We start from the raw sequence: 23,556 nt of genomic DNA on the forward strand, positions 1-23,556 counted from the left end.
GTAAATGGATGTATGGAACTCAAGAAACAAAATAATAATGTGATATGGGCGTTGGTAACGCTCGTGGTGGTCATTGCGGCTGTAGCTGTGGCAGGAATGCTTCTGTTGGGGCACGACGATGAGTCGGTCCAGGGACAAATGGAGGCATCTGAATATAGGGTTTCCAGTAAGGTGCCGGGCAGGATATTGCATTTCTATGTGAAGGAGGGCGATCATGTGAGAGCCGGGGATACGTTGGTCGTATTGGAGGCTCCGGATGTGGCGGCCAAACTGTCACAGGCCGAAGCGGCCGGTCAGGCAGCCCAAGCTATTAAGGAAAAAGCCGACCGCGGGACGCGGGCAGAACAGTTGCAGGGGGCATACGAGATGTGGCAAAAGGCAAAAGCCGGTTTGGATATTGCGGAAAAGTCTTATCATCGCGTCAACCGTTTGTTCGAAGAAGGAGTGATGAGCGCACAGAAGCGTGACGAGGCTTATGCAAACTATCAGGCGATGAAAGCCACGGAACGCGCCGCCCGGGCACAATACGAAATGGCACGTAATGGGGCGCAGCGTGAGGATAAGGAAGCGGCAGCCGCACAAGTCGCACGTGCGAAGGGGGCGATTGCCGAGGTGGAGTCTTACATGAGAGAGACTATATTATTGGCGCAGATGGACGGTGAAGTCTCCGAGATTTTCCCCGAGACGGGAGAATTGGTCGGTACGGGAGCGCCTATCATGAACATTACGATGTTGGACGACCGTTGGGCGACATTCAATGTGCGTGAAGATTTGTTAAGCGGTTTGGCCGTGGGAAAAGAATTCACGGCGTACGTGCCTGCTTTCGGTAAAGACATCAAACTGAAAGTGACTTACATGAAGGACAGGGGAACTTATGCGGCATGGAAAGCAACCAAGACCACCGGACAATTCGACTTGAAAACGTTTGAGGTGCGTGCGGTTCCGGTGGGGGTGAAGGAAGTGCTTCGTCCGGGCATGTCGGTCATCATCAAACGATAAGGAGGTAACGGGCATGCAGGAGTCTCATGGTATAGCAGGCATTATGGTGCGTGAGTTACGGCGGCTGGTTTCCCGGCCGTTGTACCTTTGTTGCATGGTAGCGGCTCCACTCCTTTGTTGCCTTTTCTTTACCACGCTGATGTACGAGGGGCTACCCAAGGATATGCCCGTGGGAGTGGTGGACGAAGACAATACGTCCACGACGCGGGAAATATTGCGTAACATGGATGCTTTCAGCCAAGTGCACCTGACAGAAGATTATGCCTCGGTCAGTGAGGCGCGGCGGGCCATGCAACAAGGTAGAATTTATGCTTTCTACTATATCCCGGAGGGCACTACCGAAAAGATTCTGTCGAGCCGGCAGCCCACGGTGTCTTTTTATACCAATAACAGCCTGCTTATTGCCGGTTCATTGATATATCGTGATTTACGTACGATGTCCGTGTTGGCCAATGCTTCGGTCGGCTTGCAGACGTTGCAGGCCAAAGGAATGGACGAGCGTACGGCTATGGCTTTCTTACAACCGATCGTCATCGACACGCACGCTTTGTCCAATCCGTGGCTGAACTATTCGGTCTATTTGAACAATACGATTCTGCCCGGCATCTTGATGATGATGATATTCATGGTCACGGTCTTTGCCATCGGGAGCGAAATCAAGGAGGGTACGGGGAAAGAGTGGTTGGCCATGGCGGACAATCGGATGTGGAATGCCCTTGTAGGCAAGTTGCTTCCTCATACGGTCATCTTTTTCAGCGTAGCCGCAGCTTACGACGCTTACCTTTATGGCATACTGGGTTTTCCGTGCCATAGCGGTATCGGTCCGCTGTTATGTGCTGCTTTTTTGATGGTGTTGGCATCGCAGTCCTTCGGAGTATTTCTCATTTCTGTCCTGCCCACGTTGCGGTTGGCTCTGAGTTCCAGTTCGCTGTGGGGGGTCGTGTCGTTTTCCATTTCGGGTTTTTCGTTCCCGGTGATGGCTATGCATCCGGCTTTGCAAGTGCTGAGTAACTTATTCCCGTTGAGGCATTATTTCCTGATTTATGTCAGTCAGACGCTGAACGGTTACCCGATGGTTTATGCTTGGAAGCCTTATTTGGCTTTGTTGTTGTTCGTTCTACTTCCGTTACTATTGCTCAGGCGGTTGCGTACGGTAATGTTGAACTATGATTATATACCTTAATCTGTCATGAGAACGATAAAAGAATTGCATATCCTATTCCGTGAGGCTGTCAGTGATACGTTTTTTATATGGCGTAAGGAAGCCGGTCGTGTGGTGCGTGACCAGGGAGTACTGATCTTTTTTATTCTGGTACCGGTACTTTATCCCTTGCTCTATGCTTTTATTTATACGGGAGAAACGGTCAGGGAAGTCCCGGCGGTGGTGGTCGATGGGGCGAATACGGCTCTCAGCCGCGACTTTGTCCGCAGGGTTGATGCTTCTCCCGATGTAAAAGTCGTGGCGCGGACGGGAAATATGGAAGAGGCGAAAGAATTGATGCGCCGCACGAAAGCATATGGCATCATCCGTATTCCGGATGATTTCAGCCGTAAGGTCAACCGGATGCAACAGGCGTATGTCGGTTTGTACTGCGATATGAGCGGATTGCTTTACTACAAAGCGCTGCTGACGGCGTGTACGGACGTGTCTTTGGATATGAACACCGAATTGCAGATCAAACGGATGGGGAATACCACCGTGCGGCAGGATGAAGTGTCTACTGCACCTTTACGGTACGAGAGTGTGGCTTTGTTCAATCCGACGAACGGGTTTGCCAGTTTCCTGATTCCGGCTGTGTTGATGTTGGTCATCCAACAGACGCTGCTTCTGGGTATAGGACTGATAAACGGTTCTGCCCGCGAACGGGCCACGTTGCATACCCAACTGGTTCAAGGGACAGGGAGAGGTACGGTGCGTTTGGTGTTGGGCAAAGCTCTGTGTTACCTGATGCTGTATGCTTTGGTGAGCGTGTGGGTGTTGATTGTAGTGCCACAACTGTTCCATTTAGCTCAAATACCCCAAACGTCTGACTTGTTGGCGTTCATGGTGCCTTATTTGTTGGCATGTATATTCTTTGCCATGACGTGTTCCATTCTGGTGTGCCAACGTGAGACTTGCATGTTGGTATTCGTGTTCACCTCCTTGCCTTTGTTGTTCATTTCGGGTATTTCATGGCCGGGAGTGGCTGTGCCCGATTTCTGGAAATATGTATCCTGGTTGGCTCCTTCTACGTTCGGCATCAACGGTTTCGTACGTATCAACACGATGGGGGCTTTATTGGAGGATGTGGCATTCGAGTACGTCGGCCTGTGGATTCAGGCCGGGGTATATTTCTTGACGGCTTGCGCGGCTTATTATTACATGATAAATGAAAGCCGTAGAAAGGCAAATACATTAAACTAATCCATATTCATGAAAAATTTATTATTGATTGCGGTGACCCTTTGGGTCGGATTTGTAGGGACGGCGGCTGCACAAAACCATCTTTCTCCCGCCGAGGCTACGGTTTACGAAGGTAAAAAATTGGCCGACGAAGGCGCATGGTGTTGGTTTGCCGACCCGCGTGCGTTGCATTATGAGAATGAAAGCGGCACGATAAACAGCAGTTATGTCGGTTATATCGACGTGCATGGGGCTGTGAAGGCTGTGCAGTATGATTTTCTGAAGGGGCGGAGGTCGGAGGTGTTGGTACGTTCTTACTTCCAACCGGACGACCATAACAACCCGACGTTTCTGGTATTGCCGGACGAACGTATCATGATATTCTATTCGCGCCATACGGATGAGCCGTGCTTCTATTACCGCATATCGCATGCCCCCGGCGACATTACGACGTTGGGCGAAGAGAGGAAAATCCTGACGAAAGACAATACGACCTATCCTTCTCCTTTCATATTGTCCGACGACCCGGAGCATATCTATTTATGTTGGCGCGGTATCCGTTGGCATCCCACCATCGCGCGGTTGTCATTGCCGGATGAGAATGATGAGGTGAAGATGGACTGGGGGCCTTACCAGATGGTGCAGTCCACGGGCGCACGTCCGTATGCCAAATACTATTCCAACGGGAAAGACCGTATCATGTTTACCTATACGACCGGTCATCCGGATAACGAAAATCCGAATTGGTTATACCTGAACAGTGTCAACATCAAAACCTTGCAATTAGAAGACGTACAGGGCAAGGTCTTGTCTACTATTGCCGACGGACCGTTTAAGGTGAACCGTACGGAGCAGCATGCCGTAGATTACCCGGTAGCGGTCGTAGATCATACGCCCGGTGTGCGCGACTGGGTGTGGCAGGTGGCTACCGACAAGCAGGGCCATCCGGTAATAGCCATGGTCAAAATAAGTGGGGACAAGACGCGGCATGATTATTACTATAAGTATTGGGACGGACAAGCTTGGAAGGAAATCTTCTTGGCGCATGCAGGAGGTCATTTCCACCAGACGCCGGATATCGAACGTTGTTACAGCGGCGGCATGGCCATAGATCCGGCACATCCGGAGGTTGTGTATTGTTCTGTGCCCGTCAGTGGGGCGTTCGGGCGTGTGTATGAGATTGTCAAGTACACGGTAGATGTCCGCAGTGGGGACGTGAAGGCAGAGCCTGTTACCCGCCATTCCCGTAAGAATAACGTGCGGCCTTACATTCTTCCGGATTCCGAAAGTTCGCCTTTACGTCTGGCATGGATGCATGGTGACTATTTCGATTGGATTGTCAGTTCAGCACGTCCGGGGTATCCCACTTCCGTTTACGGCGATTTCCGGTGGACGGAAGAACCTGTGGATTTGGACAAGGGTGTGGTGGCAGGTAAATGCGCCGCAGGCGGGCAGATGCAGGAAAAAGGAAAAGGGATTAAAGTGGATGTCCCACGCGAATGGCAGAAAGGCGATTTCACGGTTTTCATCTCGGTGGCGACAGACGGCATGCCTTTACACGGTACTGTCTGCGAGGCAGACGGTTGGTCGTGGGCAGCCGATTCCGTTTCGTTCAAGCCTTGTTTGACGATAGGGCAGAAAGCCGTCCGGAGTTGCAACGTGTTGGGAACGGCGGACAGTTGGTCACGTTATGGCCGGGGGACGAACGGCAAATGGTACCCCGTGGTGCCCTATCCTCGCCTCGCGCTTGCCGTCGTGTCGGAAAACGGACGTTTGACCACTTATGTCAATGGCTTGGTCGACCAAACCATCGAGGGCGATTGCGGTTTGCGCCGTTTGGTCTTGGACGCTTGCAATGGCCGTATGGAAAGTTATACGGTCTACCATCGTGCCTTGAATCCGGATGAAATCGCCCGCCTTGGTTCACGCGGGTACTGATTCTACAGTCCATATAAGGACGAAAAAAGAATAGGGATGGACAGGAACAAGTAGAAAACGATGTTTTCTTTTGTTCCTGCGCCTGCCTTTCACTATCTTTGCAACAAAATTATAGAGCATTGGTATCAGTTGAAAAGTTAAAGGTGGAGTTCGGGGCGACCCCGTTGTTTCAGGACGTTTCGTATGTCATCAATGACAAAGACCGTATCGCCCTCGTGGGAAAGAACGGGGCCGGGAAGTCCACCATGTTGAAGATTATAGCCGGATTGCAACAGCCCACCTCGGGGACGGTGGCTGTTTCCGGCGGTTCCACCATCGGCTATCTGCCGCAGGTGATGGTGTTGAGCGACGAGCATACGGTGCGTGAAGAGGCAGAACAAGCCTTTTCCCATATCAGCCAAATGCAGGAACGGCTCGACCGGATGAACCAGGAACTGGCCGACCGTACGGATTACGACAGTGAAAGCTACATGGCTCTCGTGGAAAAGTTTACGCATGAGAGCGAGCGTTTTCAGATGATGGGCGGTATGAATTATCAGGCCGAACTGGAACGCACTTTGATGGGTTTGGGATTTGTGCGCGGGGATTTCGACCGTCCCACCCGTGAGTTCAGCGGAGGATGGCGCATGCGTATAGAGTTGGCCAAGTTGCTGTTGAGGAGACCCGACGTGCTGTTGCTCGATGAGCCGACCAATCATTTGGACATCGAGAGCATACAGTGGCTTGAAAATTTTCTGGCCACTAAGGCCAATGCCGTCGTCTTGGTGAGTCATGACCGCGCCTTTATCAATAATGTAACCAACCGAACCTTGGAAATTTCCTGCGGCCGCGTGTTCGATTACAAGGTAAAGTATGACGAGTACGTGCGGTTACGCGCAGAACGTCGCGAGCAGCAGCTTCGTGCATACGAGAACCAACAGAAAGAAATAGCCGACATCAAGGAGTTTATCGAAAGGTTCCGCTATAAACCCACTAAGGCCGTGCAGGTACAGAGCCGCATCAAACAGCTTGAAAAGATGGTGCCGATAGAGGTTGATGAGGTGGACAACTCGGCTTTGAGGCTGAAGTTCCCGCCCGCCTTGCGTAGCGGCGACTACCCTCTGATTTGTGAAGGCGTGAGAAAGGCATACGGGGAACATGTCGTGTTCCATGATGTGGACTTGACCATCAAACGCGGCGAGAAGGTGGCGTTTGTCGGAAAGAACGGCGAAGGAAAATCTACCTTAGTTAAATGTATTATGGGTGAGATTCCTTTCGAGGGGAGTTTGAAGTTGGGGCATAACGTGCAGATAGGTTATTTTGCACAAAACCAGGCGCAACTTTTAGACGGCGAACTGACGGTGTTCGACACGATAGACCGTGTGGCCAAGGGAGACATCCGCTTGAAGATACGCGACATATTGGGAGCATTCATGTTCGGCGGCGAAGCTTCCGAGAAGAAAGTCAAGGTGTTGTCGGGGGGGGAACGGAGCCGTTTGGCCATGATTAAGCTCTTGCTCGAACCCGTGAACTTCCTGATTCTCGACGAACCTACGAACCACCTGGACATGCGTTCCAAAGACGTATTAAAGGATGCCATACGGGATTTCGACGGGACGGTGGTTGTCGTAAGCCACGACCGCGAATTTCTTGACGGCCTCGTCTCCAAAGTGTATGAGTTCGGCGGGGGAATGGTCAAGGAACATTTGGGAGGCATCTATGACTTCTTGCAGCGTAAGAATATCGAATCTTTGAACGATTTGCAGAAACCTTCACTTTCCACATCTTCGACGGTGGTTTCTTCTGTGGAGGAAAAAACAGGAGCTTCCAATCGGTTGAGCTACGAACAGCAGAAAGAACAACAGAAAAAAATCCGTAAGTTGGAGAAGGCTGTGGAGCAGTGTGAAGCCCGAATCGAGGAGTTGGAGGCCGCAGTGAAAATGTTGGAAGAGCAGATGGCTACACCGGAAGGGGCTGCCGATGTTTCGATTTACGAACGCCATGGTGCGTTGAAGAAGCAGTTGGACGAGGCCGTCAATACGTGGGAAGAGACTTCGTTGGAACTTGAAGAGGCACAATCTTGAATATTCTACAAATATTATCTTAAATGAATGATATGATGAACTTAAAACAATTTATTCCGATGATGGCCTTTGCTTCTTTGGCATTGGCGGGCTGCGGCGGGCCGACTTCCAAGACGGGAATCGACCTGGCTAACTTGGATCAGACGGCAAAGCCGGGAGACAATTTTTATCAGTATGCCTGTGGCGGTTGGATCAAAGCCCATCCACTCACAGGCGAGTACTCGACTTACGGGAATTTTGAGGTCTTGATTGAGAACAACAACAAGCAGTTGCGCGGTTTGATTGAAGCCATGGCCAAAGGACAGCACGAAGTCGGGACATTGGAGCAGAAAATCGGTGATTTGTATAACATCGCCATGGACAGCGTGAAACAGAACAAGGACGGTTATGCCCCGATTAAAGAGGATATGGATGCCATTGCGGCCATCCAGGACCGCAAGGAAATCATAGCCCAGATGGCCAAGCTTGGCCGGAAAGGGCTTCCCGGTTACTTCGGCTTCTACATCGATGCCGACATCAAGAACAGCAGCATGAACCTCCTTCAAATCGGACAGGGGGGGCTGAGCCTTGGAGAGAAAGAGTATTATTTGGATAATGATTCGGCTACGGTGCATATCCGTGAATCATTCAAGGCATATATGGAGAAGATGTTCACCTTGTGCGGCTCTACTCCAGAAGAGGCCAAACGTAAGATGGAGGCTGTGATGGGCATTGAAACCCGTATTGCCGTTCCTTCTTATTCGGCCGTGCAGCAGCGTGATCCCGAAGCGAATTACCATAAGATGACGTACGAGGAACTGAAAAAAGACTATTCCGGAATAGATTGGGATGTATTTTTCAGTACGATGGGTATTCAGGGACTGAAAGAAGTCAGCGTAGGCCAACCCGAGCCGATTCATGAGGTGGAAAAGATATTGGCCGAAACTCCGGTGGAAGACCAGAAAGCGTTCATGGAATGGAAATTGATCAATTCGTCGGCTCCCTATCTTAGCGATGAACTCCGTGCCTGCCGTTTTGATTTTTATGGCAGGGTGATGAGCGGGAAGCAGCAAGACCGTCCGCGTTGGAAGAAAGCCGTAGGTACGGTGGAAGGTGTATTAGGCGAAGGCTTGGGCGAGAAATATGTGGAGAAATACTTCCCCGCAGCCGCCAAGGAGCGTATGGTGAAACTGGTGAAAAACCTGCAAGACGCTTTGGCTGAACGTATCAAAGTACAGGATTGGATGAGCAACGAGACGAAGAAAGTGGCTTTGGACAAATTGGCTTCTTTCTATGTCAAGGTGGGCTACCCCGACAAATGGCGCGACTATTCGGGTTTGGAAATCAAGGATGACAGTTACTGGGCCAACATCGTGCGCAGCAATGAGTTCGATTTGGCATATATCATCGACAAGAAGTTGAATAAGCCCGTCGACCGTGACGAATGGTACATGACTCCGCAGACTGTGAACGCTTACTATAACCCGACGACCAATGAAATTTGCTTCCCGGCCGGTATCCTTCAGCCGCCGTTCTTCGATATGGAGGCCGACGATGCTTATAATTATGGTGCCATAGGTGTGGTTATCGGTCATGAGATGACGCACGGATTCGATGACCAGGGCCGTCAGTTCGACAAGAACGGAAACCTGACCGATTGGTGGGCACCGGGTGATGCGGAACGCTTCGAAGCCCGTGCCAAAGTGATGGAGGATTTCTTTAACAATATAGAGGTGTTGCCCGGTTTGAAAGGAAACGGTGCTTTGACCTTGGGTGAGAACCTGGCCGACCATGGTGGTTTGATGGTTTCATATACGGCATTCCAAAATGCGATGAAAGAGAAGCCTTTGCAGACGGAAGACGGTTTCACGCCCGAACAGCGGTTCTTCCTGGCTTATGCGAACCTGTGGGCCGGAAACATCCGTGACGAGGAGATCCGCGTACGGACGAAGAGCGACCCCCATTCATTGGGACGTTGGCGTGTGGACGGCGCATTGCCCCATATCGACGCTTGGTACGAGGCTTTTGGCATCACTGAAAAAGATTCGATGTTCGTGCCGAAAGAAAAGCGCGTGACGATTTGGTAAGCCATTCGGCGCAGGCATATATTTTTTAGGCAAGCGGAACGATAAAGATTCTAAATCGTTCCGCTTGTTGCGTTAAAATGGTAGGCGTTTCGGTAAGATTTTGCTAATTTTGCGTGGTCATAGAAACGATAAAACCGATTATACATGCCATTAAATTTACCAGATAAGCTTCCGGCCATCGAGTTGTTGAAAAAAGAGAACATCTTTGTCATCGACAGCTCGCGGGCCTCTTCGCAGGACATCCGCCCGTTGCGCATTGTCGTATTGAACCTCATGCCGTTGAAAATTACGACAGAGACCGACCTTGTCCGTCTGTTGTCCAACACGCCTTTGCAGGTCGAGGTCTCTTTCATGAAAGTGAAGGGGCACACGTCGAAGAATACGCCGGTGGAGCACATGAAAGCTTTCTACCGTGATTTCGAACTGATGAAGGAAGAGAAGTTCGATGGTATGATTATTACCGGTGCGCCAGTAGAACATCTCGATTACGAGGAGGTGAACTATTGGGACGAAATCAAGGAGATTTTCGACTGGGCACGTACCCATGTCACTTCCACCCTTTATATCTGTTGGGCCGCCCAAGCCGGATTGTACCATTATTATGGCGTACCCAAATACAAGTTGGACCGGAAGATGTTCGGTGTTTTCAAGCAATATCCGTTGGCTCCCATGCTGCCGATATTCCGCGGTTTCGATGATGAGTTTTATATGCCGCACAGCCGCCATACGGAGATACGGCGCGAGGACGTGCTCCGGGTGCCCGGCCTTGAGGTCATTGCCGAATCTCCCCAGTCCGGGGTGTGCATGGTCATGGCGCGTGGCGGACGGGAGATTTACATCACGGGGCATGCCGAGTATTCCCCCTATACCTTGGATACGGAATACCGTCGCGATTTGGAGAAAGGTTTGCCGATAGACATGCCGGTGAACTATTACTGTCACAATGTGCCGGAAGAAGGACCGTTGGTGACGTGGCGTGCTCATGGGAATCTGTTGTTTTCCAACTGGCTGAATTATTACGTGTATCAGGAAACTCCTTACGATATTAACAGTATCCGATGATTAGACAAAGACCAGTGGAGCTTCTGGCTCCGGCCCGTAATGTGGAATGTGCCATGGCGGCAGTGGACCACGGGGCAGATGCCGTGTATATCGGTGCTTCCCGTTTCGGGGCAAGGGCGTCGGCGGGCAATTCCGTGGAGGACATCGCCCGTGTGGTGGAGTATGCCCATACGTTCCGTGTCAAAGTGTATGTCACGGTCAATACGATATTGAAGGACGAGGAATTGCCCGAGACGGAAAAGTTGGTGTGGGCGTTGTATCGTGCCGGAGTGGATGCGCTCATCGTGCAGGACATGGCTTTGCTGGAACTCGACCTGCCGCCCATCCCTTTGCATGCCAGCACGCAGATGGACAACCGTACGCCGGATAAGGTGAAGTTTCTCCACGGTTTGGGTTTCAGCCAGGTGGTGTTGGCACGTGAACTGTCTTTGGCCGAGATTCAGGCCGTTCATGCGGCTTGCGACGTGCCGTTGGAGGTTTTTGTGCACGGGGCACTCTGCGTCAGTTACAGTGGGCAGTGCTACGTGTCGCAGCATTGCTTCGGGCGGAGTGCCAATCGGGGAGAGTGCGCCCAGTTCTGCCGGTTGAAGTTCGATATGGTGGACAGCGACGGACGTATGATAGAACAAGGCCGCCACTTGCTTTCTTTGAAGGACATGAACCGGGGAGCGGATTTGGAACGCTTGTTGGATGCCGGTGTGACTTCGTTGAAAATCGAAGGACGTCTGAAGGACGTGGCATACGTGAAAAACGTGACTGCGTGGTACCGCAGCCGTCTGGACGAAATCTTCAAACGCCGTCCGGAGTACCGCCGGGCTTCATCGGGGCAGGTCTCTTTGGCGTTCACACCCTGTTTGGAGAAAAGTTTCAACCGAGGATTCACCCGTTATTTTCTGGATGGCCGTACACCTGATATTTTTTCGTTCCATACGCCCAAATCGTTGGGTGAAGAAGTGGGAACGGTGAAAGACGTCCGTGGAAGGTGTATTGTCGTATCCGGAGTCAAGCCGTTTGCCAACGGTGACGGACTGTGCTTTTTGGACGAGCAGGGTAACTTGCAGGGATTTCGCGTGAACCGTGTGGAAGCCAATAAGATTTATCCGGCGGAAATGCCGCGTGTCCGTCCTCACGCCCGTCTGTACCGCAATTTCGACAAGGCGTTCGAGGACGTGCTGTCCCGTCCGTCCGCTGTCCGCAAAATCCGGGTGGAATGGACGTTGGGCGAGTATGCCGAGGGTTTCACGTTGGAGGTGCGCGACGAGGACGAGGTGTCGGTAACCGTAGCTTTCCCCTATCCCAAAGAAAAGGCACGCAGCTCGCAGGCCGAAAACATCAAGGCCCAGTTATCCAAGTTAGGAAATACGCCGTTCGAGGCGGACGGAGTGGACATTCGTTTCCGTTCCGACTGGTTTATCCCTTCTTCCGTATTAGCCGATTGGCGCAGGACGTTGGTAGGACGGTTGCTGTCGGCACGCAAAATGAATGAGTTGCGAGAGGTGCGCCCTCTTCCGACAGCCTTTACGCGCAGCCGGGATGAAAAGCAAGGGAAGGCTCCGGTGCGGTGGGTTCCGGAAGAGGTGACGTATCTGGCCAATGTGATGAACCGCAAGGCTGAGGACTTCTACCACCGGCAAGGGGCAGTGTGCATTGCTCCGGCTTTCGAGAAACGGGAACCTGCCGGTGCCGTGCTGATGTTTTGCCGCCATTGCCTGCGTTACAGCATGGGATGGTGTCCGCGTTACGGGGGAGAGAAGTCTCCTTTCCGTGAACCGTATTATTTGGTTTCGTCCGACGGACGCCGTTTCCGTTTGTCTTTCGACTGTAAAGCCTGCCAAATGAAAGTCTGTGCCGATGCGGAAGAGTAGCTTTTTTCTGATTTACCTGTTATTAGGCAGTTTGTTGTCGGTCGGTTGTTATTACCAGAAGCCCGATTATTCCGACGAGTGGGATTTGACGGAGAAACGGAAGGATTCGCTTGATTTTGAGGCTTCCCATCATTATAACCGGAATTATAATTTCGTGGTGGTGGAAGATTCTTTGTGCCTGCAAACCGTACATCCCGTCCATAATCCGGTACATGCAGGTGTGCCGGAAGACACCGTGGCTGTATTTGCGGACGACCGTCTCGTCGTGGCTGAAGTCATGATTGTGCCGGAGGACACGGTGGATTCGGTTTGGGTGAAAGTAGCCCGCGACCAGTCCACCATGGGTTGGGTGCACGAGCAGGATTTGTTGGCACGGGTTGTTCCGGATGATTCCATTTCGCAGTTTATCCATGCTTTCAGCAATACGCACCTGATATATTTCCTGTCCGTTTTAGGCGTGCTGTTGGTATTGTGGTTGGTACGCCGTATGCGTCGCAAGCGTTTCCATATCGTGCATTTCGATGACATCGGAAGTTGTTACCCTACTTTGCTATGCCTGACGCTGTCTGGTGCCGCAACGCTTTATGCCAGTATGCAGAATTTTGTACCCGATACATGGACGGAGTTTTATTTCCACCCGACACTCAATCCTTTCGGATTGCCGTTTATTTTGGGCTTGTTCGTGGCTTCCGTGTGGCTGATAGTCATTCTGTCCATAGCATCGGTGGAGGACGTTTGCCGGCAACTCCCTTTTCAGGAAGCCATGCTGTACTTGTTTGCCTTGTTGGGCGTATGTGCGGGGTGTTACCTGTTCTTTTCGCTCACCACGTTGTATTATCTCGGCTATCCTTTTTTCTTGTTTTACGTCGGTTGGGCGTTGTGGCGTTATTTCCGTTATGCCCGTTGTCCTTACGTTTGCGGGCGTTGCGGAGCCAAGCTTCACAGCAAAGGGCGTTGTCCGCATTGCGGTGCATGGAATGAATGACCCGTCTGTCTTGCGGGGGAGAGTCAGAAATGCAGGCTGACATCCACTCCGAACTGTAACGGATTGCCCCGTTGTCCGAATTTCATGTTGCGGGTGGTAGCGGCCGAAGTAAAAAAGAAAGCGTCGTAGTCCGTATCCGTCAGGTTTTTGCCCCAGATGTCGATGCGTACGGAGCCGAAGTCCAAACCGGCATGGGCATTCAACAGCGCGTAAAACGGTTGGTGGTAAGCATTGTCCTCGCTCCAGTAGATTTTTCCGGCTCCCGTGGTATTCACGCCGAAGAAATAGCTTTTTATCTTATGGTGTTTCAAAGGTTGTTCGTATTCCACACCTGCCGCGAGCGTGTGCATGGGGACAAAAGGCACATGGTTACCGTCATATTTCACCGCCTCTTGCGCTGTTTCCGTCCGGGCTTCCTGCGCTTCATAGCGTTTGAATACGGAGTGCGTGTAGCCGTATGACGCATGCCACGTCAGGCGGTTGTCCAACCATCCGCCGCGCAGTCCTATTTCCGTACCGCAACTCCGTCCCCGTCCGGCGTTGACCATGACACGCCCCAATCCGCTGCTCACGAATTTGGAAATCTGTTGGTCGTACACGTCCATGTAGAACACGGCGGCATCCAGTTGTATCTTGCCGTCCGAGAACGAGAAGTGCCCGCCTGCCTCATAATTATAACTGTATTCCGGTTTGAAGCGGGTCTGTGCCGGAGTTCCGGAAAACTCCTCCTGCGGAATTTGGCTGACAATCATCTGTTTCACGGCTTCCGGCATGTGGGCGTACATCGGTCCGTTCAGCGTCTCCGCCGTCTTGTCCTTGACGGAGCGCATCATCCGGCTTTTCAAATCGCCTTGCACCAGGTCGCTGAACATCTGTACGTTGTATCCTCCGCTGCGGTAGCCCTTGCTCCAACTTACGTACACGTTGTTTTGCGCCGAAAAGTGGTATTGCAAGGCCACCTTAGGTAACCATTGCACGTAATCGTGTTTCAGGCTGCCCCGGAAATGGCTGTCGTCCGACAGGCCTTCGAGGACGAGCGGCATCATAGGGGAAGTAAGCTCCACGCCGTAGTCCATGCGACCACCGTAATCGTAGTCCAACCTCATTTTTTCATATTCCACGCGCAGGCCGGCCACAAGGCTCAGCCCTTCCGTCCCGAACAAGTCGTTGAACGTGCTTTGGTGGAAAGCGGCAAGGTCGGTGGTCGGGGTGTCGAAAGCCCCGTCGGCCACGTAGGGGGAAACTGGCATATCTAATGTAAGTCCCATACCCATCGGGCTGATGGCGACATTGGCTTTGTCGAACACGGTGTTCATGAACTCGCGGGTCAGAGATACCGGACTTTTCGTGTGTAGGGTCTGGCGCATGGCATAGATACCTCCTATCCATTCCCAACGGCGGTTACTGCGGCTTTTGAAAGTCAGTTCTTCGCTCCAGGAGTTGATGCGTTGCTTTTGGGTCAGGCTGAAATAGTCCGCTTCCGTGAAATCCTGATCAAGCGTCATGTTGTCGTTCAGGTTTTGGTAGGCCGTGACGGACGACAGGATGAACCGGTCGGCAGTATATTGCGCGTTGAGGCTGCTGTTCAGCAAGCTCCGGCGGTAGAATGAAGGACGGTTGTAGAGGATGCGGCCTATACGGTCGGGACGTGGCTCTTCTCCTTCGGTGACACCCAAATAGCGGTAGGGGTAACCCCGGTCTTCACGATACGAATAATCCGTAGAGAAGTCCAGTTTCCAAGCCTCTGCCGGAAGGTAAATGATCCGTACGCGTCCGCCTCCGGTTTCGCTTCCTCCTACTGTCTCATGCCGTGTGACGTTTTCGAAGAACCCTTCCGAATGCTTGTAAAACCCGCTCAAGGCGTATGCCATCCTGTGGCTTGTCTTTTGGTAATGCGATGCCGACAACTGGTAACCCTTGTCTTTTACCGAAGTCCCCATGCGGATGTCCGTACCTTGATAATGGAACGGGTTGCGGGTAAACACGCGGAGCAGGCCGCCCATGGCATTCCGTCCGTACAGTGTGGCCTGCGGGCCGCGCAACACGTCCACGCGTTCCACGTCTAGCAATTCAATGTCGTAGGCACTTTTGTCTGCATATCCTACGTTGTCCACGTACAATCCCACGGCCGGGGTGTTGATGCGCGAACCGATGCCGCGTATGTAAGCCGCCGAGGTCAGGCTGCTGCCGTAGTCCGGCATGTAGAAGTTGGGTACGAAAGCCGAAAGTTCTTTCAGCGAAGCAGTATGTTGGTCGTCTAATGCCGTCCGGTCGAAAAGGGAAACGGCGATTGGAGCTTGCCGTAATTTGCCGGTTTCTTTGGGAGAATATACGATGACCACCTCTTCGATGTCTTTTACCCGTGCGCTGTCTTCTGCCGTTTCCTCGATGGGGAGCGCGTATGAAGTTGCGCCCGAGAGGAATAATATTGCTGATATGATGCTCAATCTGTCCATCCGTGGTTTTTGTTTCGGGATGCAAAGTTACGATGAATCGTCGGGTGGGGCAATCCTTATTTATTAGGATTTTCCGCCGGAAGCAAAGGCATACGGAAGTGGTCATGGAATAGATTTTGTATATTGTTTTCTTTATCCTTGGCCTGCGGTTTCCTCTATTTTATTCTGTTTTTCCTTGTTTTTTCACGCCAAAACAGGAGTTAATGGAACTGTAAAACCGTTGCCGAATGTGAAAAATGACGGATTCAGTGCGCGTTTACCTTCAATTTCCCGTTTTTTATGAAGAAGAAAATTTTTCATTCGGCTGAGAAAACATTTTTTTTCTCCGCAGATTTTCCGGTTTTTCTCCGCAGGAAGTGGAGGAGTTTGAAGCCGGACGAGATGAAAATGTGCTGAAAATGCCGTTTTTTCGTCTAACTGATGGTTTTCGGATGACAAAAACGAAGTGTCGTTTTGTAGGCAGAACGTGCCGTAGGCTGACACATGGCAGCACGCCCTGCGGACGAAATCTGCCCAGGTCGTACAGATTGCAGGTGTGCGGAAGCGAAAGGGATACGATGTGTTTTGCGTCCGGTGCGTGAGAATCGCTCCGAAACCGTCACGTCGGGTTTGGGGTGGAAATACGCGAATCTTGGGTAAGGTTGTGTGGGGGTAAAGAGATGGTAACACGAAGGTTTGTTTAATGTTTTGCCTAAGTATAGTACCTGTTTATAAAAAGTGGTCTTAAAGCTAAAATAAATACCAAAAATTTAGCTTTCAAAATACGATGCAAATTCTTTTTTTGATAGGATTTTTGTAACTTGTACATATTCAATTAGATAGAAAAAATCTCGATATCTGAAAATGCAAACTCAAATATTTGGTTTCTACTCAAAAGTATGCTTAACTTTGCGATGTGAGATTTAAATATATGTGGAACATGAATAAGAATATTGCCTATGGAATGAAACATTAATGCAATGGTAGTGTGTAGAGTGAACAGATATTTAAAAACTAAAAAAAAGAGAACGATGAAAAAAGCAAAATATATTGTAGCAGTCATGAGAAAAGTTGTATTTTTATTGTTGGTACTTTTGGGGCAAGTGTGTTTGGCTCAGGGCGAGGTTGCTCCAAAGTCCGGGGAATCATTGGACAAGGAGACCGGTTCTTCTTTCTGCCCCCTTGATTCTATGCCGGATTGGGTAAAAGAGAAAACAACCCAAAAAGAATACGAATTGTGGAAAAAGGCATCCCGATATTACCAGGTGGATTATTCCGTTCTACAAAAGGACTTGTCCAAAGAACAGAAACGTAGGCTTTACGAAAGTTTGGCGGAGGCTTGTGAAAAGATGGAGGTTCGTGGGAAGCAAGACGGGGCGGGTGAAATGCTCACTTTTGCGTTACCTGCGCCAATAGATTCCACTATCGTGTGGAATACGTGCAGTTACGTGAAAATAGATGAAAATCTGTCTTTCAGGAAAATTGAAGGAATCGTGTTCCATTCAAAGGACTATCCCGAAGCCCAAGTGAAAGTGACAGTGTGGTGCGTGTACGACAAAGCCCAAAACAGCGTGCAGGTCATAAAAGAAGATATGCAGAAAGCAGGGCAGGCCATCGAAGTGAATGGTTCCCATACTGTCGGTTATGACCAGGTGAACGGGCGGCTGTATGGTTCTTGCGGAGGCTCTTTGGTCTATTGGGATGAGCATAAGGCTTATCAGAGCGAGGATTTCCACAAGGGATATAACATCCCATTGGAATAGGGATATTGGATGAGGGCAAAGCATGGCACTATATAGATGGGTTTGATTGTCCTTATTTTGCCCTTGGCCTTGGACTATGCGTTGTTTGTGAGGTTTAGACATGGGCAAAAGGTTACAAATATGCTTTTTTATCTTTCTGCTTTTTATCTTTTGTTTTCCGTAGTCATACTCGTCATGTGTGTAAGTCGGGCAGCTTGGGTGGCGTCTGTAATCAGTTTGATGTCAATGTTTTGGTTACGGATGAAGTGTGCGTGGATAAAAAAGTGTTTTGTATTGTTGGCTGTATTCGTTCTTTGTGTTCCTTTTTTGTATGGCATGTATGTGCTGAAAAAAGATTCGGCAGACGGTCGTTTGTTCATCTGGAAAATCTCTTATCCGGTGGCTAAACAACAGATATTCTCCGGGGGGGGGATAGGCGGTTTCCCGTATGTTTATGGGGAAGCACAAGAAGCGTATTTTCGGGATAAGAAAGGGACACAGGATGAGGAAATGTTGGCTGGTGCCCCGGATTATGCTTATAATGAATATTTGCAGATATGGATAGAACTTGGACTGCCGGGAGTTTTGTCTTGTTTGTGCCTTATGGCTTATATCTATATACGCCTTCTTAGGTGTCGGAATGTTGAGGTTGTCGGGTTATGTGGTGCAATGGTGAGTTTTATGGTGGTTTCTTTTTTTTCTTATCCTCTTCGATATTTTGCCACATGCTTATTATCTTTGTTTATTTTATTATGGGCTGCGTGGATGCCAATGGTGCTTGATGAAAAGAAAAGGTATGGAAAGGTTGGATTGGTGTGTGACTTGTTGGTTTTGATTGGAATGGGTACGATGGTATGTATCCGATTTAATAAATCTTACCGAACGTGGGTGGCCGTGAGGCATTGGGATATGGTGCGGCCATATTTTGATAGGGAAAAATATGAGGGCATAGAGAATTGTTACAGGGTTTTGTATCCCGATTTGAAGAAAGATGTTGGTTTCCTTTTTGAGTATGGAATGTGTTTGTCGTATAATGGTCATTACGAAGAAAGCAACATAATATTAAATGAAGGGTCAAAACGAAGTTCTGACCCCATGTTTTTTAATCTCATGGGAAAAAACTTTCAAGCTCTTGGCAGGTTTGAGGAGGCTGAAGAAATGTTTTATAAGGCTTATTATAGAGTTCCCCACCGTATTTACCCTTTATATCTGTTGATGGGGTTGTATGAAAAAGAGGGACGGGATTTGGAAATGTTGGAGAAGGCTCATCAAATAGTAGGGAAGAAAGAAAAAGTACCTTCTTCTTTGACGGGATATCTTAAAAAAGAAGCAGGGCTTAAATTGCAAGAATATGAAAGAAGCAATGGAAAGGGAAAAAATATGGAAATAGATTGGTTTTGATTGGAGAGAACTAAAAGTTTATAAGGAATACTCTTCAGATGCGGTCGGCCTCTATGTACCCGTTCATGACGGCATAGATAGTCAGTCCCGATACGGAGCGGACATTGAGTTTTTCCATGATGTTCTTGCGGTGGGAGATAACGGTGGTAGTGCCGATACACAAGTGGTCGGCAATTTCCTTGTTCGTCAGTCCGCGTACAATGAGTATGAGCACTTCGATTTCGCGATGACTGAGTCCGTTGGGGTCGGTATAGGCTGTGGTTCCCGATATGGGCTTCCTCATACCTTGGGGCAGATGTCGTCCGTGAGCATGCGCATACTGTTGCAGTTGCAGCAATGCACGCACCATATTGTCTTCGTTTTGGTAGATATTCAACGTATGGAAGTGGGAGGTTTGAGGGGTGCCGGTTGTCCCATTGGTAAGCACAATGGTTTTTTCTTTCCGTTCCACAAAGAAGGCGCTGTGCTCCACAAGGGTCTGGGCTGAAATAAAGTAGTGGAAATACATGTCCGGTGTGTCGCGCATCAGTTGTTCAAAACTGTTGAACGTGCGGACGACAGCTTGTGGCATCATCCGTTCAATGAGGCCGCGTAGTCCCATACAGGTCAATGTGTTGGCTTCTATAATGGCAATCTCGGGGGATAGTTTCATGTTCACGCTCATATTTCCATGCAAAGTTACTCAAATCTCGTCGTATCTTAAAAAGAAATAAGGATGCCTTATTCCAGACATCCTTACCTTATCAAAAATTTAATTGGTTTCAAACTAAGGTGCATTGCACTTAACAAGCTGCACCTGCATTCAGGTTTTTATTACCGAACAACATTGAAGTACTTGAACCCAAGAACTTACCGTTGCTCTTCTTTGAACCTGTTGCAACTGCCATAGCTACTACGACCGCTGCGATAATCATTAATCCTGTCATAATCTTCTTACCTTTCTTTTTTAATCTAACAATCTTTTACCTAAACATTGCTCCTTCACGGAGCTAAATACCTAAAAACTAAATATCTTTTGTTCCTTATGACATTACAAAGGTACGGCGATTCTTCCTGCAAAACAAGTAAAAGGGCATTTGTTATCATTTAAATGCCCTTTTCTTGATATAAATCAATGAAAAGGTCTTGGGATACTGATTTTTTTAATAACTTTGCAACGTTTTGTTCTGCCCGGCCTATGGGAAAGCCCTTTCAGGTCGGCAGATGAAAAGGGAATCGGGTGGAAATCCCGGACAGTCCCGCTGCTGTGAACTCATTGTGCGGTTTGTTTCAAACCTCAAGCCACTTCCTTATTTATAATAATAAGGTGGGAAGGCCAACAAGCCGGAGTAAGTCAGAAGACCTGCAAAACGTAGTCATGCCGGAATCTCCGTGGGATGGGAGGAAGGTGTCTTGAGTGAAGAATGAAGATATAAATGGGCGTATACAAGGAATCTCATAAAATGAGAGGATGGTTGCTTGTGTCATTTTGTATGGAGACTGTGTTCGTGCTCGCACAAAATGGTGCAGATAGCGTGGATGTGGGGCTGAAACAGATGAAAGGTCTGACGGTGACCGAGAAGGCTTTGCCTGCCACCGTACGTTCGGGTGCTCCTGTGCAGACGCTTGATAAGGCGGAGTTGGAACGTATGGGCGTGTTGGACGTGTCGGATGCCGTACGGCATTTTTCGGGGGTGACCCTGAAGGATTATGGCGGTGTGGGAGGGTTGAAAACTGTTTCCGTACGCAGTCTGGGCGCACAGCATACAGCCGTGCTCTACGATGGTGTGGCCATAGGGGATTGCCAGTCGGGACAGGTGGACATCTCCCGTTTCTCGTTGGATAATGTTTCTTCATTGACGTTGACTATCGGGCAAAGCGACAATATTTATCAGACGGCACGCATGTTGGCTGCTGCAAGTGCGTTGAGCATCGAAACGAGCCGGCCTGATTTTGAAGGCCGGGATTTCACTCTTTCGGTAAAGGTGAAGGCGGGGTCTTACGGTTTGGCCAACCCCTCATTCTTCTATGCCCATCGGTTCACGCCGCGTTTGTCTTGTTCTCTTTACGGTGAATATTTACGTGCCGACGGGAATTATCATTTTACGATGATGAACTTGGATAAACAGATAAAAGGACGGCGTAACAATAGCGACATAGGGGCATACCGTGCGGAGGTGAATCTTTTTGCCCATTTGACAGAACGTCAGGATTTGGATGTGAAGGGGTATCTGTTCGATTCCCGTCGAGGATTGCCCGGTAGTGTCGTATATGACAATCCCTATGCGGCGGAACGGCTTTATGACCGTAATTATTTCGGCCAGTTGAGGTATGAGAACCGTTTTTCGGAGAAGTGGAAACTGAAGGCTTCCGGGAAGTTCAATTATAGTTGGAACAAAGATACGGACAAGAAGGCTGCCGGGCCGACGGAAGGCCGTTTTCGCCAGACGGAGACCTACCTGACCGCGACGTTATGGGCGATGCCCGTGAAAAACCTTTCTTTTTCGTTGGCGCAGGATTTTGTGTATAACGATTTGGCCACGACGTTGGACCAATGCCAATACCCGGAACGTTATACCAGTCTGACGGCCTTTTCAGCACAATACCGTCAACCGCAGTTTCAGGTGACGGCTTCCTTACTGAATACTTTCATTACCGAACGAGTTTCTTTAGGGATGGCTGCCGACGACCGTAAGCGGCTTTCTCCGGCGGTAAGCCTGGCGTGGCGCCCTGTGAAAAAGGCGAGTTGGCGTTTGCGCGTGTCTTATAAAGACATATTCCGTGTCCCGACTTTCAATGACCTCTATTATCTGCTCATTGGGAACAGCCGCTTGCGTCCGGAAACAACGTGCCAATGGAATATAGGGACCACCTGGGCCGGACGTATGGGAAAAGTGGCGGATTACGTGAGCTTTTCGTTGGATGCTTATTATAATAAGGTGAAAGACAAGATTGTGGCAGTTCCGACGATGTTCGTATGGAAAATGTCCAACGTAGGCAAAGTGGAGACTTACGGCGTGGATGCCAATCTGGCTGCCGAATGGGCTTTGGCAAAAGCTTGGAATTTGAGTTTGACAGGAGCGTACAGTTTCATGCAGGCGGAAGACGTGACGAAACGCGGTAGCAAGTTGTGGCGTCATCAGATTGCCTATACGCCGAAACATTCCGGAGGTGGAAGTGTGGTACTTGAAATGCCGTGGATGAACCTGGCATATAATGTGGCATGGAGCGGTGAACGCTATCGTCTGCCGCAAAACAAAAAGAGCAATCTCGTGAATGCCTATTCCGATCATAGCCTTTCCTTGTACCGTGTTTTCCGGTTCAGGGATCATAAGTTGCGCCTGCAGGTGGACGCGGCCAATCTGGGTGGAAGAAATTATGAGGTGGTGCGTTACTATCCGATGCCCGGGAGGAATTTTAAAGTGGCAATAACATATTCTTTATAAACTTTTAATAACGAAAAAAATGAAAATGAAATGGTGTAAATGGGCCATAATGGCTCTGGCTTTAGGGTGTTTTACCGCTTGTAGCGAGGATGATGACACGGTTGGAGATGGTGGAAAGCCGGGAGAAGAGACTGGTGGAAATGGAGGCGGTGCCAATGGAAGTGACAGCACTGCGGTTCCTTCCCCCGTGGTCGCTTTGGGAGCTTATGTGTTGAATACCGGAAATTGGGGTGGAAATGATGCCAGTATCCAATATTTGGATTTTCAGACCGGAAAGTTGAGCGAAGACCTTTATGCGGCTGCCAATGGCGAAGGGCTTGGCGACTTGGGGCAAGACCTTTGTGTGTATGGTTCGAAAATATACGTGACGGTGAGCGGTTCTTCCAAAGTTGTCATCATGGACCGTAAGTGCAAGGTTCTGAAATCCATTCCGGTGGCTACCGAAGACGGTACTCCGGTTGAGCCTCGCTACATGGCAGCGTGTGAGGGGAAGGTTTATTTTACAGCATACGATGGGACGGTTTCCCGTATCGATACGACTTCCATGGCCATCGATGGCAAACTGAATCTTATAGATGCCGGGGCACAAACAGGTTATGACCATCCCGAGGCCATTACCTCCGCCAACGGCAAACTGTATGTCAATATTTCGGGGTATTCAAAAGGAAAGTGGTTGGCTGTGGTTGATGCAGCTTCTTTCACCAAGCTGAAGGATATTGAAGTGATGCTCAATCCTTATACCCAGTGCATCACGGCAGAAGACGGGTATGTATACTTCGTGTCCAATGGCAACTATGCAGGAAGCCCGTCCTTGACTCCGGACCAGTATATTTACGGTACGATGCAACGTCTCGATCCGGAAACAGACCAAGTGGAACAGGTGTGCCGTGCAACTTATATCGCGAATGCCGGGGAGAAAATGTACATCCTTTATTCAGAGTATTATATGCCGGAAGTGGCTCGTGCTTACGTCCGTGACTTAAAGACAGGAGATGAGCAAGAGTTTATGGACATGGCTGATTTGCAGAGTGCCAACGGTTTGGCTGTTGATCCAGCATCTGGCGATGTGTATGTGTTTGACGTACCTTACGGTGCTGCATCCGACGTACATGTATACGGGGCGGATGGAACTTATAAACGTACGTTTGAAGCCGGAATGTCCACCTCGAAGATGGTGTTTGTCACAAAATAA

Annotated in this window: 16 protein-coding genes and 1 riboswitch; of the genes, 13 read left to right on the top strand and 3 right to left on the bottom strand. The window is 49.7% G+C overall.

Annotation, left to right across the window (positions count from 1 at the left end; all coding sequences use genetic code 11):
• The first annotated feature begins 12 nt into the window (after positions 1-12).
• The 9 genes from E0E47_RS15615 to E0E47_RS15655 all read left to right on the top strand — a co-directional run bounded on the left by E0E47_RS15615 (position 13) and on the right by E0E47_RS15655 (position 13,361).
• Complete coding sequence (locus tag E0E47_RS15615; RefSeq protein ID WP_008624277.1) at positions 13-999, top strand: HlyD family secretion protein; 987 nt, start codon at positions 13-15, stop codon at positions 997-999.
• 94 nt (positions 1,000-1,093) lie between these two features.
• A complete protein-coding gene (locus E0E47_RS15620) occupies positions 1,094-2,182 on the top strand; it encodes an ABC transporter permease (RefSeq protein WP_008624278.1) in 1,089 nt (362 codons plus the stop codon).
• A gap of 6 nt (positions 2,183-2,188) precedes the next feature.
• Positions 2,189-3,403 (top strand): ABC transporter permease, encoded by a 1,215-nt coding sequence (locus tag E0E47_RS15625; protein WP_130894110.1) that lies wholly within the window; start codon positions 2,189-2,191, stop codon positions 3,401-3,403.
• A gap of 9 nt (positions 3,404-3,412) precedes the next feature.
• Positions 3,413-5,320 (top strand): BNR repeat-containing protein, encoded by a 1,908-nt coding sequence (locus E0E47_RS15630; RefSeq protein WP_130894111.1) that lies wholly within the window; start codon positions 3,413-3,415, stop codon positions 5,318-5,320.
• A gap of 119 nt (positions 5,321-5,439) precedes the next feature.
• The gene (locus E0E47_RS15635; protein WP_172604722.1) at positions 5,440-7,383 is read left to right on the top strand and encodes an ABC-F family ATP-binding cassette domain-containing protein; all 1,944 of its coding nucleotides are present in this window, start codon (positions 5,440-5,442) and stop codon (positions 7,381-7,383) included.
• Between the two features lie 35 nt (positions 7,384-7,418).
• Positions 7,419-9,449, top strand: a complete 2,031-nt coding sequence (locus E0E47_RS15640) for a M13 family metallopeptidase (RefSeq protein WP_420873310.1) — start codon at positions 7,419-7,421, stop codon at positions 9,447-9,449.
• A gap of 144 nt (positions 9,450-9,593) precedes the next feature.
• Positions 9,594-10,511, top strand: a complete 918-nt coding sequence (metA, locus tag E0E47_RS15645) for a homoserine O-acetyltransferase MetA (protein ID WP_130894113.1) — start codon at positions 9,594-9,596, stop codon at positions 10,509-10,511.
• Positions 10,508-12,376, top strand: coding sequence for a peptidase U32 family protein (locus E0E47_RS15650; RefSeq protein ID WP_130894114.1), 1,869 nt, complete (start codon positions 10,508-10,510; stop codon positions 12,374-12,376). Before metA ends, E0E47_RS15650 begins: the two co-directional genes overlap by 4 nt.
• Positions 12,363-13,361: a hypothetical protein gene (locus E0E47_RS15655; protein ID WP_008624287.1), complete on the top strand. Its 999-nt coding sequence runs from the start codon at positions 12,363-12,365 to the stop codon at positions 13,359-13,361. Before E0E47_RS15650 ends, E0E47_RS15655 begins: the two co-directional genes overlap by 14 nt.
• A gap of 23 nt (positions 13,362-13,384) precedes the next feature.
• Here E0E47_RS15655 and E0E47_RS15660 read toward each other — a convergent pair whose 3' ends face one another.
• Complete coding sequence (locus tag E0E47_RS15660) at positions 13,385-15,817, bottom strand: TonB-dependent receptor (protein WP_130894115.1); 2,433 nt, start codon at positions 15,815-15,817, stop codon at positions 13,385-13,387.
• A 1,010-nt stretch (positions 15,818-16,827) separates the two neighbouring features.
• On the opposite strand from E0E47_RS15660, the gene E0E47_RS15670 reads away from it, so the two are divergent.
• Positions 16,828-17,559: a hypothetical protein gene (locus E0E47_RS15670; RefSeq protein ID WP_232038474.1), complete on the top strand. Its 732-nt coding sequence runs from the start codon at positions 16,828-16,830 to the stop codon at positions 17,557-17,559.
• A gap of 36 nt (positions 17,560-17,595) precedes the next feature.
• Positions 17,596-18,939 (top strand): O-antigen ligase family protein, encoded by a 1,344-nt coding sequence (locus tag E0E47_RS15675; RefSeq protein ID WP_130894116.1) that lies wholly within the window; start codon positions 17,596-17,598, stop codon positions 18,937-18,939.
• A 34-nt stretch (positions 18,940-18,973) separates the two neighbouring features.
• On the opposite strand, the gene E0E47_RS15680 is transcribed toward E0E47_RS15675, so the two are convergent.
• Both E0E47_RS15680 and E0E47_RS17390 read right to left on the bottom strand, forming a co-directional pair.
• The gene (locus E0E47_RS15680; protein ID WP_130894117.1) at positions 18,974-19,591 is read right to left on the bottom strand and encodes a response regulator transcription factor; all 618 of its coding nucleotides are present in this window, start codon (positions 19,589-19,591) and stop codon (positions 18,974-18,976) included.
• A gap of 130 nt (positions 19,592-19,721) precedes the next feature.
• Positions 19,722-19,865, bottom strand: coding sequence for a hypothetical protein (locus E0E47_RS17390; protein ID WP_008624294.1), 144 nt, complete (start codon positions 19,863-19,865; stop codon positions 19,722-19,724).
• A gap of 218 nt (positions 19,866-20,083) precedes the next feature.
• Positions 20,084-20,303, top strand: a riboswitch (cobalamin riboswitch).
• 51 nt (positions 20,304-20,354) lie between these two features.
• On the opposite strand from E0E47_RS17390, the gene E0E47_RS15685 reads away from it, so the two are divergent.
• Both E0E47_RS15685 and E0E47_RS15690 read left to right on the top strand, forming a co-directional pair.
• Positions 20,355-22,364: a TonB-dependent receptor domain-containing protein gene (locus tag E0E47_RS15685; RefSeq protein WP_130894118.1), complete on the top strand. Its 2,010-nt coding sequence runs from the start codon at positions 20,355-20,357 to the stop codon at positions 22,362-22,364.
• A gap of 25 nt (positions 22,365-22,389) precedes the next feature.
• Positions 22,390-23,556: a DUF5074 domain-containing protein gene (locus E0E47_RS15690; protein WP_232038476.1), complete on the top strand. Its 1,167-nt coding sequence runs from the start codon at positions 22,390-22,392 to the stop codon at positions 23,554-23,556.

It is taken from the genome of Paraprevotella xylaniphila YIT 11841 (assembly GCF_900683745.1).
Taxonomy (GTDB): Bacteria; Bacteroidota; Bacteroidia; order Bacteroidales; family Bacteroidaceae; genus Paraprevotella; species Paraprevotella xylaniphila.

Bases quoted from the DNA above. Each gene is read 5' to 3' on its own strand.
- E0E47_RS15615 (WP_008624277.1), top strand. From the start codon at position 13: ATGGAACTCAAGAAACAAAATAATAATGTGATATGGGCGTTGGTAACG.
- E0E47_RS15620 (WP_008624278.1), top strand. From the start codon at position 1,094: ATGGTAGCGGCTCCACTCCTTTGTTGCCTTTTCTTTACCACGCTGATG.
- E0E47_RS15625 (WP_130894110.1), top strand. From the start codon at position 2,189: ATGAGAACGATAAAAGAATTGCATATCCTATTCCGTGAGGCTGTCAGT.
- E0E47_RS15630 (WP_130894111.1), top strand. From the start codon at position 3,413: ATGAAAAATTTATTATTGATTGCGGTGACCCTTTGGGTCGGATTTGTA.
- E0E47_RS15640 (WP_420873310.1), top strand. From the start codon at position 7,419: ATGAACTTAAAACAATTTATTCCGATGATGGCCTTTGCTTCTTTGGCA.
- metA (WP_130894113.1), top strand. From the start codon at position 9,594: ATGCCATTAAATTTACCAGATAAGCTTCCGGCCATCGAGTTGTTGAAA.
- E0E47_RS15650 (WP_130894114.1), top strand. From the start codon at position 10,508: ATGATTAGACAAAGACCAGTGGAGCTTCTGGCTCCGGCCCGTAATGTG.
- E0E47_RS15655 (WP_008624287.1), top strand. From the start codon at position 12,363: ATGCGGAAGAGTAGCTTTTTTCTGATTTACCTGTTATTAGGCAGTTTG.
- E0E47_RS15660 (WP_130894115.1), bottom strand. From the start codon at position 15,817: ATGGACAGATTGAGCATCATATCAGCAATATTATTCCTCTCGGGCGCA.
- E0E47_RS15670 (WP_232038474.1), top strand. From the start codon at position 16,828: ATGAAAAAAGCAAAATATATTGTAGCAGTCATGAGAAAAGTTGTATTT.
- E0E47_RS15675 (WP_130894116.1), top strand. From the start codon at position 17,596: ATGGGTTTGATTGTCCTTATTTTGCCCTTGGCCTTGGACTATGCGTTG.
- E0E47_RS15680 (WP_130894117.1), bottom strand. From the start codon at position 19,591: ATGAAACTATCCCCCGAGATTGCCATTATAGAAGCCAACACATTGACC.
- E0E47_RS17390 (WP_008624294.1), bottom strand. From the start codon at position 19,865: ATGACAGGATTAATGATTATCGCAGCGGTCGTAGTAGCTATGGCAGTT.
- E0E47_RS15685 (WP_130894118.1), top strand. From the start codon at position 20,355: ATGGGCGTATACAAGGAATCTCATAAAATGAGAGGATGGTTGCTTGTG.
- E0E47_RS15690 (WP_232038476.1), top strand. From the start codon at position 22,390: ATGAAATGGTGTAAATGGGCCATAATGGCTCTGGCTTTAGGGTGTTTT.